Source organism: Brucella sp. NBRC 12950 (assembly GCF_030268145.1).
Lineage (GTDB): Bacteria > Pseudomonadota > Alphaproteobacteria > Rhizobiales > Rhizobiaceae > Brucella.
On the sequence record NZ_BSQC01000024.1, the window covers coordinates 1 to 19422 of the forward strand.

Genomic DNA, 19422 nt, shown 5'->3' on the forward strand with positions numbered 1-19422 from the left:
ACCCCGCCAACGCCGCCAAACCAAACAATCAAAACCTAAATCTTAATCGCTTAACTCAACTCCAAGGACGAAGCATTCTGTCGCTTGCGACGATCGCCGCCCTCGGTGAGCGCCATATAGACCCCACTCAACAAATCTGTCAACGTTCATTCATAAAAAAATACAAAGTTTCTTTCCACAGACAAAACCAGGCAACTTTACCAAACATTAAGCAGCCACGCCATTCGATTCTGGCCGAGGGCTCTTCCGACCGCGTCGATACCGTTTTCATTCATTCTATCATCCGCCGTCACCGCGATCACGACATTGGATGCCGTGAGCCCGGTGACGGCTCTAGTTGGCCCTCTACCGACATCTCGCCCATTAGGGTTGTACGGGTTTTGGGCGGCAGAGAAGGCGTACTAGGGCCGCACTGGGTTCGGCACAGCGTTCCCGGCAAAAAATGCTGCAATATTCGACATTACCATGTGTTCCTGTGCAACCCTTGCTTCAACTGTAGCGCAAGCGATGTGCGGGGAAACAATAAGATTGGGCGCGCTCAATAGCCTTTCGTGCAAATAAGGTTCATTTTCGAAGACGTCGAGTGCGGCACCTGCAATGACATTCCTTTCAAGAGCATCACAAAGCGCATCCTGATCGATCAACGAGCCTCTTGCGATATTGATGACATGCCCTTGCGAACCAAGACGCGCGAGAATGTGGCTGGCGACGATGTGGCGATTGCCAGCATCAGCACGCGCGGCGACAACAAGAATATCTGCCCAATCCGCCAAACTCTGAAGGTCGTCGAAATAACTATACGTATTCCCAGGCTTTTGAGTACGACTGCAATAGCCTATTTCTGCGCCGAAAGCGACAGCACGCGCAGCAACCAAACTGCCGATGGCACCTAACCCGAATATTCCGATGCGAGAACTTCCCATGCCTGCAACAGCCGGCATGCTTACAACACTGTTCCCTGCCCAATTTCCTTTGCGCACCCAGCTATCGGCCGCGAGTATCTGCCGCCTGGACGCCAGAATTAACCCCATAGCGAAATCAGCGACACTTGCCGCATTGGCTCCGGGACTATGCGTGACAGTAATTTTCCGTTCGGATGCGCGGGCCAGATCGATCCCTTCAAAGCCCGTTCCAAAGAACGCTACCAGGCCTATTGTGGGTGAAGCATCGATGATGCTTTGATTGCCCTTTGCCCCTGCCTTGGTGACCAGTGCCTGAACCGGGTCCAACCTAGATTCTTCTAAAAGGCCCGCCTCCGCTGGAGGCACAACCACGTACTCCCTGGAAAGCATTTCCTTGAAGCGATCCGAAAAGTCGCAACCTAGTTGAATGATCGGTCGTTCCATTTTGAACCCTTCTCGTTTCTTTCTTCAATAGAGCATGCGAGATTGTCGGCATAAGGTGAGGACAATCCAGGATCATGCGATCAGTCATTTCCATCTTGACCCAGAAGCGCAGATTGTTGTGTTGAACATCGTGGTACGCGCATTAGTATTATAGAGTGCCTGCGCCGTCGAATGGGATTTTCTTATCCCATCCATTAGTGTTACTAATAGCAATGCGCCAGAGACATATTCCTCCCCTTCCTTCCCTCCGAGCTTTTGAAGCCACAGCGCGACTTGGCAGCTTTACGGCTGCTGCTGCGGAATTACACGTCACTCAATCTGCGATAAGTCAGGCCGTTCGGCAGCTCGAACAACAAGTTGGCCGAAGGCTTTTTGATCGCGTTGGCGGGATGGTCCAACTGACGCCGGAGGCTAGACGGTTCGGAAGCAGACTAGGATCATTGCTTGATGAGCTTCTTGAGGCCACAAACGCGGTGGCAACAGAAGAAACGCCGCTCATGGTCGCCTGTGCTCGATCCCATTTAAATTACTGGCTGCTACCGCGACTTTCAGATTTCCGGAAATTGCATCCAAATATCAGTCTGGAGGTCGTTGGAACGGACCGGGGGGAAGGCTACGCGACCGCAGATATCGCGATTGTAACTGCGCCGGTCGCAGCTCCCCCTTTCGATGCCGAGCTGTTGTGGAGAGATCGCCAGGTGATGGTTGCGTCTCCTCGAATTGCTCAAGAGGCAATCAACGCCGGTGCCTCTTTCGGCAATATCCCGAAAATCGGAACTTTTGGTACCGACTGGAGCAGATGGTTTGCTGACGAGCCAACCTTTGCCTCTTCCGACACCGCTGTGAGTCTGCGCCTTCGAGAGACATCGGCGATACTTCGTGCTGCGACCGAGGGTCTTGGTATCGCCCTGGTGAGCGAATTCCTGGCTTCGGGTGAACTTAAAGCAGGTCGTTTAATATTGCTGAGCGAAAAGCGACTACTACGCGATCACGGTGTTTGGTTGCAGATCCGATTGAAGACACTGAGTATGAACGCAACTGCTTTTGCGCAGTGGTTGAGAGAAGAAGCACGGCTGCATTCAAGCGCATTGCCTCAACTCTGACGCAGGTTGGTTCTCTGAGGCTGGTCACATTATACAAAAACACCTTGAGATTGACGATGCTTTTCAGTGATTGGCCATCACGAACTCACGCAGGATGGCGAATTGTTAATACATGTGCTAACCGCCCTCCATACAACATCAGGAGTAAAGCCGTGAGCGGGACTAACGTGGAAGACGCAATCAACAACGTCTACGAATCTCTTCAGAACGACAATGCTGACATCGATCTGCATATCGCCACTCTAAAATCGGCTTTGGCGCAGGCTGGCCTAAAAGAAGTCGAGCTGGACCCGGAGAAGCTCGCTCATAACAATCGCTCGGGGCGGAAGCTGCTGCAGGCTTACTTTCGTCAGCGCGGTGTAACTGTCAAACTTCGTACGGCTTAATTGCGGGCAAATTGTTTGGCAGTCCTTTGACAGGTCCACGGTCGTTGCAATATTTGTGCTATCGGCTAGAAGGGGATTTCTCACGGTGCTTTTTGGCGAGAGATCCCTTTGATCCTTCTTTAAATCAACGGATATTTGAATCATTGCCTCCAGATGAGCGAACCTGAAACAATGTTGCTCTCAATTCAATATGAAACCCTCCTTTATTGACCGATCGGCCAGTTGCTAAGGCATGTTTTTCATCATGTCGTGCGTGACCGGCATCATGTTCTCGTTGAGATGGTGCATAACCCACAGCGATCCGGCAAGCGCGATTCCTACAATGATCAGGGTGAAGATCAATGCCATCATTGTCCAACCACCTTCAGATCGTGGGCTCATATGCAGAAAATAGACCATATGGACAACAATCTGGACAGCACCAATCCCCATCACCAATATTACAGTGAGTTGTTTGCTGGTGAATACATCACCAATAACGAGCCAGAATGGGATGGCAGTCAAAATGACTGAAAGCACAAACCCGGTCATGTAGCCGCTGAAGGTTGAATGCACTTCATGCAAACCTGACGAGTCGTGGTCTCCTGACGGTGTATTGTGCGGCTGACTTCGAACGCTCATCCTACTACTCCTACGAGATAAACAAAGGAGAACACTCCAATCCAAATGACGTCGAGGAAGTGCCAGAACATGGAAAGGCACATAAGACGTCTGCGATTTTCTACTATGAGCCCGCGGCGCTGCACCTGTGCCATCAGGGTAATCAGCCAGATAATGCCGAAAGTCACATGGAGCCCATGTGTTCCGACCAACGTGAAAAACGATGAAAGAAATGCCGAACGACCAGGTCCGGCACCTTCACTGATGAGGTGGCTAAATTCATAGATTTCAATAGCAAGGAATAAAGCGCCGAAAACCCCGGTGATCGCCAACCAGAAGAGCGTTCCTGCTTTTTCATCGCGCTGCATCTTAAGCATGGCAAAGCCGTAGGTAATTGACGAAAGAAGCAGCATTGCCGTGTTTAGCGCAACGAGATTAAGATCGAAAAGATCCGCGGGCGAAGGTCCGGCTGCATAATTTCGCCCGAGCACACCGTAAGTGGCAAAGAGGACTGCAAAAATCAGGCAATCGCTCATTAAATAGAGCCAGAAACCCAGCAATGTGCTGTTTTCCGGATGATGATCTTCGGTCAGATAGAATTGCGGCTTCTCGTCTTCGGGCAGATAAGTGTCTGTCATTGTTATAGCCTTACCCTGCGAGAAGGTTTGAACGGGCGGCTTCCGTTTCAGCTACTGTTTCGGCAGCAATATAGAAGTCGCGATGATAATTGAAAGTATGGCCGATTGCAGCGACCACCAAAGCAACTAACGAAACCGCGGCCAACCACCAGATGTACCAAATCAGCGCAAAGGCGAGCACCACGCTTATGGCGGCGAGCACCACGCCTGCTCCGGTGTTTCGGGGCATGTGTATTGAACGAAATCCGGTAAGGGGACGTTCATAGCCGCGATTTTTCATGTCGTACCAACTGTCATGATCGTGAACGACTGGGGTAAAGGCGAAGTTATAGTCGGGTGGAGGCGACGATGTGGACCATTCTAGTGTTCGCCCTCCCCATGGGTCGCCGGTAAAGTCGCGGAGTTGATCACGTTTGAGGTAACTGACAACGAGTTGAATCAGAAAAGATGCGATTCCAAGTGCGATCAACCCGACACCGAGTGCCGCGATAACAAACCAAATTTGCAGTGACCCATCTTCGAACTGACTGACACGGCGGGTCACGCCTTTCAGGCCTAGAACGTAGAGCGGCATAAAGGCGACGAAGAAACCGATTTGCCAGAACCAGAAGCTCATTTTTCCCCAGAACGGGTCTAGTTTGTAGCCAAAAGCCTTTGGCCACCAATACACCAGACCTGCCATCAGACCAAAAACGACGCCGCCAATAATTACATTGTGAAAATGGGCTATAAGAAAGAGCGAGTTGTGAAGCACGAAATCCGCCGGCGGGATGGCTAGCATGACACCCGTCATGCCACCGATAACGAAGGTGAACATGAAGCCGATTGTCCATAACATCGGAACCTCAAAGCGAATTCGACCGCGGTACATTGTAAATAGCCAGTTGAACATTTTCGCCCCTGTCGGGATGGAAATGATCATCGTTGTGATACCGAAAAACGCGTTAACGGATGCGCCCGAGCCCATCGTGAAGAAGTGATGGAGCCAAACGAGATAAGAGAGGATCATGATAACGCATGTCGCATAGACCATTGAAGCGTAGCCAAACAAGCGCTTGCCGCAGAAGGTCGCAACGACTTCGGAGAAAATGCCAAAAGCGGGCAGTACCAGGATGTAGACTTCCGGATGGCCCCAGATCCAGATGAGATTGATATACATCATCGGATTGCCACCAAGGTCATTTGTGAAGAAATTCGTTCCCACATAACGATCCAGGGATAGCAATGCCAGCGTAGCGGTCAAAATGGGGAACGTCGCAACAATCAAGATGTTGGTGCATAGCGATGTCCAGGTAAATATCGGCATTTTCATAAAGGACATGCCAGGTGCACGCATCTTCACTATTGTGGCGATTAGATTGATCCCGGACAGCGTTGTTCCCACGCCAGCCACTTGTAGTCCCCATATATAGTAGTCGACCCCGACATCCGGACTGTAATCAATGCCTGAGAGAGGCGGATAGGCGAGCCATCCTGTGCGTGCGAATTCGCCGACAAAAAGCGACATCATGATGATAACGGCTCCACCCGTCGTCATCCAGAATGAGAAATTGTTGAGGAAAGGAAAGGAGACGTCACGGGCACCGATCTGAAGCGGAACAACGTAATTCATGAGTCCGGTCACAAATGGCATGGCCATGAAAAAAATCATAATCACGCCGTGGGCCGTGAAGATTTGATCATAATGATGAGGGGGGAGATAGCCTTCGTATCCGTTAAAGGCGATTGCTTGCTGTATTCGCATCATGACGGCATCAGCAAACCCACGCAGCAACATGACCAGCGCCAGAATAACGTACATTATGCCAATTTTTTTGTGGTCCACACTTGTAAGCCACTCGTTCCACAAATAGCTCCACAGCCTGAAATATGTAATCAGGCTCACGATTGCTAACCCGCCAATTGCGACCACAACAAAGGTCAGTAGGAGAATAGGCTCATGATAAGGGATAGCCTCAAGTGAAAGGCGCCCGAATATCGTACTCGTAGGACTGTTACCGCCGATCATGATAGAACATTCCCGAAGTTACCGTTATCAGATCCCGGCTCCCCAAATTTGAGAACCTAATTGTTTTAACGAGCCTGAACTTCCCAGCAATTAACCTTAACCGCAAGGCTTCTAAGGCGTGGTATGCATGTCATGACCCTGATCCTGCATAGAACCGGGTGATGTCTGAACATCCGTTGCGTCAACCGGCGTCACGTCTGTGGTATGACGATTGTCGTGTTCGAGCCGAGCCTTGTTCTGGCGACTCTCAAGACCACCCCCGCCCATTTTGTCGATATGCATCATTTCGCTCATGCACATCTGTCCGGGGCGCACACACATGTTGAGAACGGCTTCAAACAGGCCATTTTCTACGGCCCCGAAGTAACGGACAGGTTCACGACTGCTCGGCTTTTCCAGCTTAAGATACGTGTCCCGATTTAGCGGCGTACCATGTTGCTTCACGCGATTTATCCAGCTTTCGAAACCCTCAGCATCAACGCCATGGAAGACGAAACGCATATGGGAAAAACCTTCTCCGCTGAAATTTGAGGAAATACCCTCGTACTCACCGGGCCGATTGATGACAGCGTTTAACCGCGTCTGCATTCCAGGCATCGCGTAAATCATGCCAGCAAGTGCGGGAATATAAAACGAATTCATTACCGATGAAGCGGTAATCTTGAACTCGATGGGCATGTCGACCGGAGCTGCCAGCTCGTTGACAGTAGCAATGCCGTAATCGGGATAGAAGAATAGCCATTTCCAGTCGAGTGCCACAACCTCGATGGTTAGAGGTTTGGTTCCCGCCGCCACAGCGCGTCCGCTATCTATTCTGTCAAGAGACCGATAGGGATCAAGTTTGTGTGTGTTCACCCACGTGATCGCGCCTAGCGCTATAATAATCAGCAGTGGCGCGGTCCAAATCACGACTTCAAGAGCTGTTGAATGGTGCCATTCGGGATCATAATGGGCGGACCGATTGGACTCACGATAGCGCCAAGCAAAGAAAAAGGTGAGGAATATGACCGGTACGATAATGATCAACATCAATATCGTCGATATAACGATGAGATCACGCTGTTGAGCTGCAATGTCGCCCGAAGGTGACATGACGACCATATTGCACCCTGCGAGCGCTGAAAGAATGATCAGGCTCACGATCGACTTCTTCAATAAACTCGAGAATGCGTGCATGTCGTACCTGACCTACATTCCGTTGCCTCATCAATGATAAGGCACAATTGCAAATCGGAAAGCCCTAAAATTCGCCATTTTTTCAAATTCGTCGGCAAACCAGCTTTCATTGTGCTCAAAGCACTTTTTTTCGGACCTGCTTCTTGATATCGTTGGGTTGTGCGACATCCTAAAGCACATGATCCATTTCCATCGGAGAGTTTCATGAGTTCGTCCGCTACGCCTTCCTCTTCCGGTCTCGAAAGAGACGCGCGCCGTATCCATCGGGACGGCAAGCCCCTGTCACCAGGAAACGTCGCCATTGGCGTCGTCATAGGACGTACGTCGGAATTTTTCGATTTCTTCGTTTACGGACTTGGCTCAGTCCTCGTTTTTCCCAAACTGATTTTTCCCTTCGCGCCTGACGCGGTGACAGCGACCTTGATGTCTTTTGCCATCTTTTCACTGGCATTTATCGCCCGGCCAATCGGGTCTTTCGTCTTTATGTGGATCGATCGAGAATACGGACGAGGGACAAAGCTCACCCTTGCTCTACTCATCTTGGGCGGTTCAACGGCTTCGATTGCTTTTCTTCCAGGCTTCGAAACGATCGGATACTGGGCGGTCGCATTACTTGCCCTCTTTAGACTCGGTCAAGGTTTTGCGCTTGGGGGGGCGTGGGACGGCCTCGCTTCACTGCTAAGCCTGAGTTCTCCGCCCAATCGACGCGGTTGGTATGCGATGATACCTCAGCTTGGAGCACCTATCGGGTTTGCTCTTGCGAGTATTCTCTTTGCCTACTTCGTGCACAATCTCAGTGAAGCTGATTTTCTGGCGTGGGGATGGCGTTATCCGTTCTTTGTAGCATTTGCAATCAACGTGGTTGCGCTATTTGCGCGACTTCGCATTGTTGCTAGTAATGAGTTCGGTGCGGCGATGGAATCGCAAGAGCTACAGGCACGCCCTGTCTTCGAGATGCTTAGCAAGCATAGTATTGATGTGGTGCTCGGCGCTTTTGTGCCGCTGGCCAGTTTTGCAATGTTCCATCTCGTCACAATCTTTCCGCTGAGTTGGGTTCTTCTTTCTGGCGCCCAGCCAGTTGAACGTTTCTTGTGGGTGCAAGTCATCGGTGCACTAATCGGTATCATCGGTATCGTTTTGTCTGGATTCATTGCTGACCGGATTGGGCGCCGTAAAGAGCTGATGTTTGGTGCAATTCTCATAGCAATATTCAGCTTTTCAGCGCCGTTTTTGCTTGACGCCGGGAGTCGCGGGCAAGATGCTTACATTCTGATTGGTTTTGGCGTGCTGGGTTTGACATTTGGCCAGTCGTCCGGTGCAGTCTCTTCGCGTTTCACTCAGTATTATCGATACACAGGTGCCGCCTTAACATCAGATCTTGCATGGCTCGTTGGAGCGGCATTTGCGCCTTTGGTCGCGCTTGGTCTCGCAAGCAGTCTCGGTATCATTTTCATTGGTGGATACCTGATATCGGGCGCCATCTGTACTCTTACAGCGCTTAGCTTGTCGCGTGTTCTCGATCAGAATTGAACTGCGTCAGCCACTTAAACGCAACATCTGAAGGGATTTGGCATTAGGCTTTTGGGAAATTTTATACCCGATCATGAGAATGTTTCGAGCTAGAAACTTCTCATGACTTGGCCAAAAGCTTGCCTTTACCTGGGGGTGGATCGTTCAATATCGGCGGTGGGGCAATAATTCATATTCTGCTGTCGTTTGATTTCTTCATTTAGTGTTTCTAGGCATTTCCTGACACCAATGTTTGTTTGAACCGGCGGACGGTTTACAATTGGATTATTCCACGCCCTAAGCGAAACGAATTTGGCTCTCCTTTAGAAGCTACGATACGGTCTGCGGCCCTGTTTCCGAGAATCTAGCATCCCCGTGAAGGTAGAAGACTGCGACACTGTTGAGGGTTGAGCCACGACGTTTGTTCCAGCGGCGTAAGAACGCGTAAAAATGGGTGGTAAAAACATTTTCGAAAGCTACAGTCAGAACAAAACTAAAAGGAGACTGTTATGGCGGATGGCAACTTTTCTAGCGCTAAGCGCAGTATTGTGGTTGATGGTTTCACCAATAGTGTTCTGGACCCGCACGAGCCCATGCTTGGTCCTTTGCAAAGCGGCGGCACAATCATAGCCAACACCGCCCCGGGTTGCTGGGGACCAATGATAACTCCCCGGTTGCGTGGTGGTCATGAGGTGACAAAGCCTGTTTTCATTGATGGCGCCGAGGTCGGTGATGGCGTCATTATTCGTATTCGGGACATTTCTGTCACGTCGTTAGCGACAGCTTCCGGCCATGACACAGTGTCTAACCAGTTTTGCTTGGGCGACCCCTTCGTGGCCGCACGATGCCCCACCTGTGACGAAGTTTGGCCTGAAACACACATTGAAGGCGTTGGACAAGATTCTGTCCGCTGTAATAAATGTGGTGAAGCCATAAAGCCATTTACGATGGAGCATGGCTACACTGTTGTTTTTGATGACACCCAGTCGGTAGGCGTAACGCTGCCGCAAGATGCGGCCCGAAAAATCGCCGAAAATGCAGATCATTATGCATCGTTGCCGGACAACTCGGTACAGCATTCCATACTGAATTACGCTCCTTCTGACCTTATTGGCGCCATCGTTCGAATGCGGCCATTTTTGGGTCAGCTCGGCACGACCCCGTCGATCGCGATGCCCGATTCCCACAATGCAGGTGATTTCGGTTCATTCCTCGTCGGAGCTCCTCACAATTACGCGCTCACCCCAGCACAGCTTCTAGAACATAAAACAGACGGCCACATGGATATCGATGCTGTTCGTGCGGGTGCGGTGCTAGTCTGCCCGGTCAAAGTTAACGGCGCTGGCGTTTATATGGGTGACATGCACGCGTCGCAGGGCGATGGAGAAATTGCTGGTCACACGATGGACGTCGCAGGGAGTGTGACGCTTCAGGTCGAAGTCTTAAAAAAATATAATAATGATGGTCCCGTACTGTTTCCGCTGCTGGAAGACCTGCCCCCTTTGGCCCGTCCATTCACCGATGAAGAAAAGCTGAAGGCTTCCAAGCTGGCGAAACATTGGGGCGTGGAGCGAACTGAAGAGGTGGCGCCGATATCTGTCATTGGAACAGCGCAGAACATGAATGCCGCTATCGTCAATGGCTTGGAGCGAGCGTCCAACCTTCTTGACATGACGGTTGCCGAGGTGCGTAATCGCGCAACGGTAAATGGAGCGATCGAGATTGGACGTGACCCGGGTGTCATTCAGGTTACTTTTCTTGCACCCTTGAAGAAGCTGGATGCGGCTGGTCTCGGAGATATTGCTCGCAAGCAATATAGCCTCTGATGATCCGAACCTGATTAGAAAAGCGGCCGGAGGGCCGCTTTTTTTTACCTACTCTCGTACAAGATAACTTTGTTGAACCTGTTGGTTTGGCTTCTAATTAACAAAGTTGCTGCTGCATCTGCCGATTTTTACGATTTCCCATGGGGAATAGCGCAACACTTGAGCAAAGGCGGGCGGACTGGGGCCGCATGCGACTTCCACGTACTCGTGAAGTAAAGGCATCGGCCAAGTTCCACCCTCTCTCCCAACTGCCCGCAGATGGGGCGTGATCGAGATTGAGCTTCAAATGTAACAGCAAGACGGCACTCTCTGGTGTCTTAGTTCAACAGCGACTGTGTAGCCAGAACCCGATGCGCCGACCACTTTTGGCCAGACCTTGCAGTGCAAACAGATCGCCGAAACTTCCCTATTCAGATCCGCTTGCGATCAAATAGGCGATCAGATCATCAACTTCAGATGCCCAAAGCCCCCAAAACCTCATCTTGGTATTGGGAACCACGTCCCTTGGACTGCTCACAAATGCTCGCAAAGTCTGCTCGTCCCAGATTAAACCATTCGCTCCGGCCTCACGCATAGCGGAAGAATAGATAAAGTCCGGTACAATACCTGCTTTTCTGTTCAGAACAGACTTCAGATGGGGACCGATTAAATTTCTTTCGCCATCAAGAACATGGCATGATCGACATCGCGCCTGGAAAACCATTCTGCCATGATCAATGTCCTGCGCATTGGGCAGTGACGGCCATCCAACAGTGAAGGCAAACAGACCAGTTGTGAGGACGAACGTTTTCATGGGCACAATTTGTTCTGATTGAATGGTTAGCGTTTCTGACGCGCATCGCGCACCAATAGTTAACCGAGTGAAAGTTTCAGCATTTTGCTTAGCGTGAATCAACCTTACCATTGTGCTGAACGTTCGAAAGGCAACGGTCGGCGACAGAACGGCGACATCTCTGTAGCGAAAGTCTGAAGAAAAAGCTCCACGCGCCATTGCAGGCCAATCGGGATGGTTTGATCACTGGTGCGATGCGGACGGCTGCAAGGTGTGGAAAAGCTACGGTGATAACACAAAGTATGGTCCGCTCTGATTCAGTTATCAACACCCACAGCTTGGCGAAGACGCGTTAACTGGAGGTCGACAGATCTCAGCTATTCTAAGGCACGCCAAGAGGAGCGCATGTGCGATCTCTATAATATAACGACGGCTCATGAGGCCTTTCGCCATCGCTTTCCCCAGTTTGGTGACATGACAAACCGTGTTGATCCGCAGTTAGACGTCTATCCAGACTATCCAGCCCCGGCTTTGCGAAATCTATCAGGTAGTGAGCACGAGCTTGCACATCTTCGATGGGGAATGCAGACGCCGCCTATCTACGTCAAAGGTGAAGCTGCCAAGCCGCTGCATTGGTTTGCTCTCAACGAAGAAAGGCCGCTCTTTGCATTTGCCGGCATCTGGACAACTTGGGACGGTGCGAGGAGGAAAAAAGAAGGCCCGGTTGAGGACTATATCTTTGCCTTTTTGACCACAGAGCCTAACGCGGTGGTAATGCCGGTCCATCCCAAAGCAATGCCTGTAAGCCTGTGCACGGTCGAGGAAATCGATACATGGTCGCGAGCACCGTGGAATGAAGCCAAGCAAATGCAAAAGCCGTTGCCCGATGCTGACTTGATCGACCTGACGCCGAGTAATGACAATAAAGAAGTGCAAGCAAGCCTGTTATGATGGCTGGGCGCCACTCTATGGCGCACTACATCCTTAAGAAAAAAGGAGGAGGAGATGCGAAGTCCGAAACGCGAAGGTTTTTATCCAGATCGTGATGTCGATTGCCAAGATGCCGTATCGCAGAGCATCGCCGATCTGATCGAGCAAGCCACTCTGTCAAGTACATCGGAAGCCGATGCGGCCGCTGCTATTTCCGACACAGCTATTCCAGGTATTCGAGATTTGATTGACCACGCTGTTGCTGCGGGCTGGTCCGCTGAAGAGACCGCGAACGCGATCAAAGTTGTCTCTGACGGCATGTATGTCGGCCACACAAGCAAAGAGCCAGACGAATAGCATCGACACTTTCGGTGCGATCGACCTGCAACCTTACGATAATCTGGCTGTCGTGGAGAAAAAACTCCGAGCCGCCCTATCACGCGCGAACTAAGTCATTTACTCAGGCTCTCTATAGCTAATTGACTTCCAACCCAAATGAGAACATTATAAGAACATTAGCAGTGAAGGCGAATTAGAAAACACATGGCAATTAAGTTTACGAATACACCCGTCCGTCCAGTGGAACCTAAAATGGGCAAAGCCAAAGGTTCAAAAAAAACGGGCGGGGCTTCGACACCCGATAATTCCGACCTCGATAAAAACGCCAACGGAAAGTGATTTAAATGGCCAATGCGCGTCTCATCGTGGTTGCCGCCTTTGATAAGAATGATGATGGCGAACTCGTTCCCGCATTTGATCCAATGTCGTTTGAGACCGAAGGCCGCGCAATGAAAGCTGCGACAGGCCTTGAAGGAAAGCATTCTGGGATTGTCGCCTGGAGCCGGGAAGCGGATCCAGATATTGGTGAATATGGACCTCCAACCATAATTTTCCAGTTTGGTGATATTCCGGATATGGAATAACAATCACCTGAAATGAAAGACCAGCTTGGTGGCCGGCCATACAGTTATGAGTGGCTTCAACAAAAACTAGCGTTCAATGGGTTTTAAAACCGCCAAAAATTTCTTTCTTCTACTTAATCTAATAGCTATGCGATGTGTGTGCGGAAGTCTGATTGACGCGATCGGAGACCACGCATAACCTTGGTGTTCCGGGAAGAGCACCAGGGGTTTTTCATCAGCAGGTGAACAGTAACTCGCCCGAATATCCCGGATTGTCGCCTTTGCTTCACGAGATCGCTCGCCCTGCAAACACAGCTGACCGTTAACAGTGACACAGCAGTATTTCGGCCGTTGACAGGACGACTTACTCGCCAAAATAAGGCTTAATCGGTCTGCCAGACTTCGCCCACTTCATGGGCCGAACCTAACTGTGTCGAAGCCTGGGCAACTGATGGCTGGGCAGTCTTTCGCTTATTTAACCACTTGGCAGCCATATCTGTGCGATATCTAACCGACCTTATTCGAGGGCAAGAGCAATAAGTGCCTGCCAGTCGGCGCGTCAGGGGGAAGGAGCCACCCTGACCTTGGCATAGGCTTTGCCCTCGAAATGGAGTGACACGAATGGGTTTTATACCTGTGAGTGTCACACTTACGATAAAGAAAACCCGCACAGGCTGGCAAGCACATGTGCAGGTAACATACTTCAGCTAAGTGAACCGGCTGGCAGAGTTCGAGCTCTATCAGCCACGCCATGAACATAACGCTTTCAGCGCTGTAATTGAAGATGATGCAGATATCCTCGTTTATCGAAGTTGGCACACGCGAAATATACAAACCGTGATTATAGCCCGTTGCATCATAATATCAAAACCCCGCAAACTCCCACCCCTATGCAAGGAAACGCCTGCAGCGCCGATGTTTCGGCGCTCGGAGAGCATGATCTCCAAGGTCTGTCCATTTCCCTTCCTACCGAGAACACCCAAGGCTTCTCGCAATAGAGTCTTCGCTTAACTGAGAAAAATCGACCAACGCCTCTGCATTTTGGAGATCGCGCCAGCAGCGAATCCTGTTGGAAGCACAGGATAGAAGCCTGTGAGACAATACACGGCACAAGCGTGGATATACCGTCCCAACGATAAGAAATCAGCGATTCAGAAATCCTACTGTCTTCCGAGATATCCGAGAGCGGTTAGCCGCTAAAAGTTTCAGACAATTATCGCTCACGCAGAGTTGAACGAAGCCGCATACATCCTATCTGAAATCAATTGGATTTCAAAAAAGGGCTTAACGATGCAGTTTCTAGCCGAACATCTTGCATTCTTGTCGACGCCTGGAGGGTGGGCTGCACTTATTACCCTTGTCACCATGGAAGTTGTTCTGGGAATCGATAACCTCATTTTCATCTCTATTCTTACGAACAAGTTGCCGGCGCATCTTCAATCAAAAGCTCGACGGATAGGTATTGGGGCGGCACTAGTCTTGCGGCTCGCATTATTGTTTACAATTTCCGTCATTGTTCAGCTCACCCAGCCCGTTTTTGAGGCATTTGGGCACGGTTTTTCCTGGCGAGACATTATTCTGATCGCAGGTGGTTTGTTTTTGGTCTGGAAAGCGACCAAGGAAATCCACCACACGGTAGATCCGCACGACGGGAAGGAAGGCATCGGCGGGAAGGTCGTGCAGCTTACAATGGGTGCAGCGATCGTACAGATACTGATCTTGGATCTGGTATTCTCGGTCGACTCTATCATCACTGCTGTTGGCATGACCGACGAAATAGCGATCATGGTAATTGCTGTCCTCGCCGCAGTCACCGTAATGCTTCTTGCGGCCGACCCGCTATCGCGGTTCATAGCAGCTAATCCCACGATCGTGATGCTGGCGCTTGGTTTCTTGTTATTGATCGGCACGACCTTGATCGCAGATGGCTTTGGCTTCCATGTCCCGAAAGGCTACATCTATGCGGCTATGGGCTTCTCAGCTCTGGTGGAAGCACTGAACATGTTGGCGCGACGCAGAAAGAAGGTTCATTAACCTGTTCTAACCCTTATTCGTCTTGTCCGTTGCTGAAGGCTCTTGAGGAAGGGCCACAGCTGCATGGAGGCGAGATGGACCATGAGGAAGTTAGTGACGAACTTGTCGTAACGGGTAGCTCTCCGGCAGTATTTTGGGCGTTACGCATTGGTCGTTGACCAACTCACAAGCGCGGTTTGCTCTGCAGGCTCTATCGGACAGCACGATTGCGCGCGGGTCGAGATAGTATAGAGTATTTCCTGTTTTGATTGAGTCATTGGAAATGCTCTTTCTATTTTTTTGCGCGCATCTTTTTCCGAAGGCCGCTTCGCACTTTTCGGGATGCGCTCTACCAGCGTGTTAACGATCGGTCTGTCGTCCTTATGGCGTGTTGTCTCATGCCGAGCCGGATGCCATGGCGTCACGCGATATGGTTGTCCGCTGTCGTAGGACTGAGGACAGCGGACAACCAAGATGATCGCACCGACATCGTCGTTCTTTTGAGGCTGGTTAGTTTTCAAGATCAGGAAGACGAAGTTAGTGAAGTCCTTGCACGTCAGGCCGCAGATCGCGAAAAGCGATATGCGCGGGCGGATCGAATGTCAGCAAGCGTCGTGAGAGTGGTTTTCGAGATGTATATTTGTTCATTGCGGAGATCTTCTGTGGCACATCTCTCGTCCCAACGTTTTAAACTGATCGGCGAACCATTCCACTGATGCAGTCCACTGATAAGGTCGAGAACAGGGCAACTGCTGGACGAGTTAAATCGCATGAGAAATCATGTCGAAAAAATACACCTCTGAAACCGTCTAATATCCATCGACACTCGCATGCAAATCACCGACATCTAATAGGAAGAGTGAACACCCAAGAGAAGATCATGACGGCAGAAATCATCGATATCTGGAATGCAAAGACCTTTACTGAAGACATCCATGCGTTTCTCAGAGAGCATTCCGAGACGATTATCAGATTTCATCGATACGAACCGCAAACTGATAAAAATCTGGAATCACTCCAGCGATATGAGCGTCGAAATCGAAACCCGTTTGCGGACAACTACAATAGAATTCGAGACAAACTCGTAACCTTGATATCGACCAAGACAATTCGTGCATTCCATTACACCCGAATGGTCGACGACGAAGTGGCACACGTGTTGACCAACGGATTTTTTGCGCCCTCTTTGGATACCGCTTTTGCGCACCTTTCGGACCGTGTTCGTCGACTCGTTGAAACAGGAATTCTCTCGATCCAGGAGGGGGACCGCATCTTTTCCGCCTCGCCCTTGAACCAGTCCGATCAACTGAAATCTCGTCAGGGCTTCTGGATGACCACTATTCCAATCACTCCTGAAGACCATTCCATCAGTTTGCTGGTCAACAACTGGGGTGGGGAAGTGGGTTATTTCTGGCTAGACGAAAGCCAAGACCCTGAGTTGCTGGCACGCGTGCAGTCAATCGGTCGCGGCCGTATTTTCGAATTGGCCGTTCCTATGTCAGATAAGGATGGACGTCCATTGCCGGGGTGTTGGTCGGCAGCAAAAGATATAGTGAATGTTCTGGCCAGGAGCCATGGCTTCCATACAGACACTCCTGGCTTCGACTTGGCAGTGAAGAGCACCCTGCCTGCTTCCGCAGTCATCACTGTTCACACGGAGGGAGATGAAACCTATTTAGATTTTGGTCAAAGTTTCCAGAACCACGCGAGCGCGGATTAAGCCGTATATTATGAGCACTGGCAAAGGAGGTTGCCTATTGCAAGGTCGCGAATGGCACAAGGTCGATGGGACTTCGACAGATGTAATATCTAAGCTGAGATCCGTCGCTCCCCGCGCCCTTCCCGACAAGTAATATGCGCTGCATCTTTCAGTAATAGCGGTGAGGGGCTCTTAGCGCCATCGTGGTCGCGTCTTTGTCCCGCTGAGGGAGCGGCTAGATAGAATGGGACGGGATCTTCCGAGAATACTTCGAAGGTCTGTTCGTAATTGGAGGCAACGGCGACGAAGCTTTAGCATTCGACCTGCGCGAGACCGAACGTTATCCGTTGGTCAACCTTTGATATAACGAACGTCAACCTGCCCGAAAGCGCCCGGAGCATTGCGACGTCTTTTGACACCGCTATAAGTTAATCGGTCGTCGCAATCATCAATCTGCTCCCGTATTTTTGGGGCTCACGGCCTTGGACTTCAAGCAAATTGGTTTGGTAACACCCATAAGCATGTTTAGCGGGACTGTTGGTTGGCGTTTTCGCGGCGACCCTCACAAGGTGGCTAAACGAACGTGGCTATGCGAAAATCCTGATGACGACACGCGAAGCGCGAATTGGCTTACAGGGCATTCACAATCTTTTTGGTCTCGTTAGGCTAATGACGGTTGTCCTGCATGAAAACGCGGGTTCAAAAGCAGTCATTGGTCACCGAGTTTCAAATCATGGCGTGCACAAATGAGCCTACACCCAGATCCAATGGCGAGCGACCTGCTGGCCCGTAGCGACTTGATGTTCGAACTGCTGGACCCTGTCGTTGCATGGTTGTCTGTTTTCCATCACACTCTTCAGTCCAGACCTCAAATCTGTTGAGTTGATGCGGGCCGAAAGTTGAAAACAATGGGATATCGCTTGCGTCGCGACCACGCGCGACAACTATCCGGCCAATCCGTGGTTGATTATGGCGTGCATCAACGGTGAACCAACGTCCATCGAGGAAAACCTCAACCCAGGCGTTGTAATCCATCGGAGAAGGATCGGGTGCCACACCAATATCTCCCATGAAACCATTCACATACCGCGCCGGGATATTGAGCGCCCGACACAGCGTGATGGCGAGATGGGCGAAGTCTCGACAGACGCCTACACGCTCCTCATATGCTTCCAAGGCGGTACGGGTCGAGCGCGCATAGCCATATGAAAAAGTGAGGTAGCTGTTCACAAAATCACAGATGGCCCGCACTCGATGCGCACCTTTTGTTATATCGCCAAAGCGTTTCCAGGCGATCTGAGATAAACGGTCGGTTTCGCAATAGCGACTTCCTAAAAGATAAGGGAGACACTCCATCGGCAGGTCATTCGGATTTAACTGATCCGCATCATCGTCGAAGAAGTCGGGAGCACCACTAACTTTCACCACCGCATCGTATTTGAATACTGTTTCACCAGGTTCCATAAGAAGCCGTTGGCACTCGTTGCCGTGTATATCCTTGAAAGGTGAGGCGTTGGGCTGGGCAAAACTTGACCAAATCACATCTTGGCGATGCTCGGGGTGAACGTTGAGATATGAATAGACTGCAGTCGGGGCTGCAACTTCAACAGCAATTTCGTAACCAACGCGAATGAGCATGGCAATCTCCTCTGGCCAACGTAACTCGCGATGGTGGGGAAGGTTCCCCGAGTTAACACGCGTGTGGAGAGAACAATCGTCTGAAGCTTCAATCGTTATATTGCAAAGTGCCGTGATTCACTACGATGACGCATGGACAAGAAGCATTCCTCATTCATTCCTTGAGACTGTTTACCTGCAGGGCACTCACGCACCTGGTCGCCCGCGTGATCGACTAGCATCGGAGAAACGAAAGCAAAGATGGCGGTTGCTTTTTGCAAGCAATTGGTCGGTCTTGCGAGCCTTTCAAGCCAGGACATTTCGAGATTGACTTTCTCGGGAATAAAAATGAAGTGGGAAGAACGGTCCGACTGGGTCAAGAAAGCCTTGTATCCGCGATCGGCGTTTCCGATTTCGGCCACCTAGGCACACACGAGGCTTATATCGACGTACTGCGCCGAAATTCTGCCGATCCTTTCGCGGATATTGCTGAGTACGTGAAGCGCGATGTAGCCAACCTGGCGCTCGGCAATCCCGACAATCATGGCCGCAATTCAGCCTTGAGCAAGCATCAGGATGGGGCAATTCGCCTTTCTCCGCTCTTTGATTTCGCACCAATGCGGCTTGCCAAGGAGGGTATCGTTCGCTCCACGCGATGGGAAATGATGCGGGATCGTGGTCGCGACCATTTTCCCGATTGGAAGCAGGCTTATACTGAAATTTTGCCCGATCCTGCTGAGCAGAAAGCACTTGCGGCTGCGCTTTGCGAATTTTCGGAAAATCTGATCCAGGTGCCAGCTATGGCGAAAGAGATGGGAGCGTCTCCAGATATTCTGGATTGGGCGATGGGACGCTGCATCGCGATAGCAACCAGCGTTTTAGAGACGTGTCAATGAT

17 protein-coding genes are annotated in these 19422 nt (G+C 50.7%); 10 read left to right on the forward strand and 7 right to left on the reverse strand.

Translation table 11 applies throughout. The features are described 5' to 3' along the window. Positions 1-401 precede the first annotated feature (401 nt). Positions 402-1346: an NAD(P)-dependent oxidoreductase gene (locus tag QSJ70_RS26025; protein ID WP_285540948.1), complete on the reverse strand. Its 945-nt coding sequence runs from the start codon at positions 1344-1346 to the stop codon at positions 402-404. A 212-nt stretch (positions 1347-1558) separates the two neighbouring features. Here QSJ70_RS26025 and QSJ70_RS26030 point away from each other — a divergent pair, with 212 nt between their 5' ends. After that, positions 1559-2449 (forward strand): LysR family transcriptional regulator, encoded by an 891-nt coding sequence (locus tag QSJ70_RS26030; protein WP_285540950.1) that lies wholly within the window; start codon positions 1559-1561, stop codon positions 2447-2449. A gap of 152 nt (positions 2450-2601) precedes the next feature. Next, positions 2602-2835, forward strand: coding sequence for a hypothetical protein (locus QSJ70_RS26035; RefSeq protein WP_285540952.1), 234 nt, complete (start codon positions 2602-2604; stop codon positions 2833-2835). A gap of 225 nt (positions 2836-3060) precedes the next feature. Here the strand turns inward: QSJ70_RS26035 and cyoD are convergent, their stop codons facing one another. The 4 genes from cyoD to cyoA all read right to left on the reverse strand — a co-directional run bounded on the left by cyoD (position 3061) and on the right by cyoA (position 7257). Further along, a complete protein-coding gene (cyoD, locus tag QSJ70_RS26040; RefSeq protein WP_285540954.1) occupies positions 3061-3456 on the reverse strand; it encodes a cytochrome o ubiquinol oxidase subunit IV in 396 nt (131 codons plus the stop codon). Next, positions 3453-4073: a cytochrome o ubiquinol oxidase subunit III gene (gene cyoC / locus QSJ70_RS26045; RefSeq protein WP_285540956.1), complete on the reverse strand. Its 621-nt coding sequence runs from the start codon at positions 4071-4073 to the stop codon at positions 3453-3455. The genes cyoD and cyoC overlap by 4 nt, the downstream gene beginning before the upstream one ends. Before the next feature lie 10 nt (positions 4074-4083). Beyond that, the gene (gene cyoB, locus QSJ70_RS26050; RefSeq protein WP_285540958.1) at positions 4084-6081 is read right to left on the reverse strand and encodes a cytochrome o ubiquinol oxidase subunit I; all 1998 of its coding nucleotides are present in this window, start codon (positions 6079-6081) and stop codon (positions 4084-4086) included. A gap of 111 nt (positions 6082-6192) precedes the next feature. Further along, a complete protein-coding gene (gene cyoA / locus QSJ70_RS26055) occupies positions 6193-7257 on the reverse strand; it encodes a ubiquinol oxidase subunit II (RefSeq protein WP_215781090.1) in 1065 nt (354 codons plus the stop codon). A gap of 204 nt (positions 7258-7461) precedes the next feature. Between cyoA and QSJ70_RS26060 the strand changes: the two genes are divergently transcribed. Both QSJ70_RS26060 and QSJ70_RS26065 read left to right on the forward strand, forming a co-directional pair. Then, a complete protein-coding gene (locus QSJ70_RS26060) occupies positions 7462-8787 on the forward strand; it encodes an MFS transporter (protein ID WP_215781092.1) in 1326 nt (441 codons plus the stop codon). Positions 8788-9275: 488 nt separating this feature from the next. After that, positions 9276-10592, forward strand: a complete 1317-nt coding sequence (locus QSJ70_RS26065; RefSeq protein WP_215781094.1) for an acetamidase/formamidase family protein — start codon at positions 9276-9278, stop codon at positions 10590-10592. Between the two features lie 406 nt (positions 10593-10998). On the opposite strand, the gene QSJ70_RS26070 is transcribed toward QSJ70_RS26065, so the two are convergent. Further along, positions 10999-11583 (reverse strand): c-type cytochrome, encoded by a 585-nt coding sequence (locus QSJ70_RS26070; RefSeq protein WP_285540964.1) that lies wholly within the window; start codon positions 11581-11583, stop codon positions 10999-11001. A 186-nt stretch (positions 11584-11769) separates the two neighbouring features. Here QSJ70_RS26070 and QSJ70_RS26075 point away from each other — a divergent pair, with 186 nt between their 5' ends. The 5 genes from QSJ70_RS26075 to QSJ70_RS26095 all read left to right on the forward strand — a co-directional run bounded on the left by QSJ70_RS26075 (position 11770) and on the right by QSJ70_RS26095 (position 16929). Next, a complete protein-coding gene (locus QSJ70_RS26075; protein ID WP_285540967.1) occupies positions 11770-12315 on the forward strand; it encodes an SOS response-associated peptidase family protein in 546 nt (181 codons plus the stop codon). Between the two features lie 54 nt (positions 12316-12369). Next, positions 12370-12651 (forward strand): hypothetical protein, encoded by a 282-nt coding sequence (locus tag QSJ70_RS26080; protein ID WP_285540969.1) that lies wholly within the window; start codon positions 12370-12372, stop codon positions 12649-12651. Between the two features lie 326 nt (positions 12652-12977). Further along, entirely contained in the window at positions 12978-13217 is a 240-nt protein-coding gene (locus QSJ70_RS26085; RefSeq protein ID WP_215781101.1) for a hypothetical protein, read from the forward strand. A gap of 1269 nt (positions 13218-14486) precedes the next feature. Further along, positions 14487-15230, forward strand: a complete 744-nt coding sequence (locus QSJ70_RS26090) for a TerC family protein (protein WP_215781103.1) — start codon at positions 14487-14489, stop codon at positions 15228-15230. Positions 15231-16089: 859 nt separating this feature from the next. After that, on the forward strand, positions 16090-16929 hold the full coding sequence (locus QSJ70_RS26095; RefSeq protein WP_285540971.1) for a hypothetical protein: 840 nt from the start codon (positions 16090-16092) through the stop codon (positions 16927-16929). A 705-nt stretch (positions 16930-17634) separates the two neighbouring features. Here the strand turns inward: QSJ70_RS26095 and QSJ70_RS26100 are convergent. After that, positions 17635-18546 (reverse strand): transglutaminase-like domain-containing protein, encoded by a 912-nt coding sequence (locus QSJ70_RS26100; protein ID WP_285540973.1) that lies wholly within the window; start codon positions 18544-18546, stop codon positions 17635-17637. Positions 18547-18878: 332 nt separating this feature from the next. Between QSJ70_RS26100 and QSJ70_RS26105 the strand changes: the two genes are divergently transcribed. Beyond that, the gene (locus QSJ70_RS26105) at positions 18879-19421 is read left to right on the forward strand and encodes a HipA domain-containing protein (protein WP_285540976.1); all 543 of its coding nucleotides are present in this window, start codon (positions 18879-18881) and stop codon (positions 19419-19421) included. Position 19422 lies beyond the last annotated feature (1 nt).

Bases quoted from the DNA above. Each gene is read 5' to 3' on its own strand.
- QSJ70_RS26025 (WP_285540948.1), bottom strand. From the start codon at position 1,346: ATGGAACGACCGATCATTCAACTAGGTTGCGACTTTTCGGATCGCTTC.
- QSJ70_RS26060 (WP_215781092.1), top strand. From the start codon at position 7,462: ATGAGTTCGTCCGCTACGCCTTCCTCTTCCGGTCTCGAAAGAGACGCG.
- QSJ70_RS26065 (WP_215781094.1), top strand. From the start codon at position 9,276: ATGGCGGATGGCAACTTTTCTAGCGCTAAGCGCAGTATTGTGGTTGAT.
- QSJ70_RS26100 (WP_285540973.1), bottom strand. From the start codon at position 18,546: ATGCTCATTCGCGTTGGTTACGAAATTGCTGTTGAAGTTGCAGCCCCG.
- QSJ70_RS26080 (WP_285540969.1), top strand. From the start codon at position 12,370: ATGCGAAGTCCGAAACGCGAAGGTTTTTATCCAGATCGTGATGTCGAT.
- QSJ70_RS26075 (WP_285540967.1), top strand. From the start codon at position 11,770: ATGTGCGATCTCTATAATATAACGACGGCTCATGAGGCCTTTCGCCAT.
- cyoB (WP_285540958.1), bottom strand. From the start codon at position 6,081: ATGATCGGCGGTAACAGTCCTACGAGTACGATATTCGGGCGCCTTTCA.
- QSJ70_RS26030 (WP_285540950.1), top strand. From the start codon at position 1,559: ATGCGCCAGAGACATATTCCTCCCCTTCCTTCCCTCCGAGCTTTTGAA.
- QSJ70_RS26085 (WP_215781101.1), top strand. From the start codon at position 12,978: ATGGCCAATGCGCGTCTCATCGTGGTTGCCGCCTTTGATAAGAATGAT.
- QSJ70_RS26070 (WP_285540964.1), bottom strand. From the start codon at position 11,583: ATGGCGCGTGGAGCTTTTTCTTCAGACTTTCGCTACAGAGATGTCGCC.
- QSJ70_RS26090 (WP_215781103.1), top strand. From the start codon at position 14,487: ATGCAGTTTCTAGCCGAACATCTTGCATTCTTGTCGACGCCTGGAGGG.
- cyoA (WP_215781090.1), bottom strand. From the start codon at position 7,257: ATGCACGCATTCTCGAGTTTATTGAAGAAGTCGATCGTGAGCCTGATC.
- cyoD (WP_285540954.1), bottom strand. From the start codon at position 3,456: ATGAGCGTTCGAAGTCAGCCGCACAATACACCGTCAGGAGACCACGAC.
- cyoC (WP_285540956.1), bottom strand. From the start codon at position 4,073: ATGACAGACACTTATCTGCCCGAAGACGAGAAGCCGCAATTCTATCTG.
- QSJ70_RS26095 (WP_285540971.1), top strand. From the start codon at position 16,090: ATGACGGCAGAAATCATCGATATCTGGAATGCAAAGACCTTTACTGAA.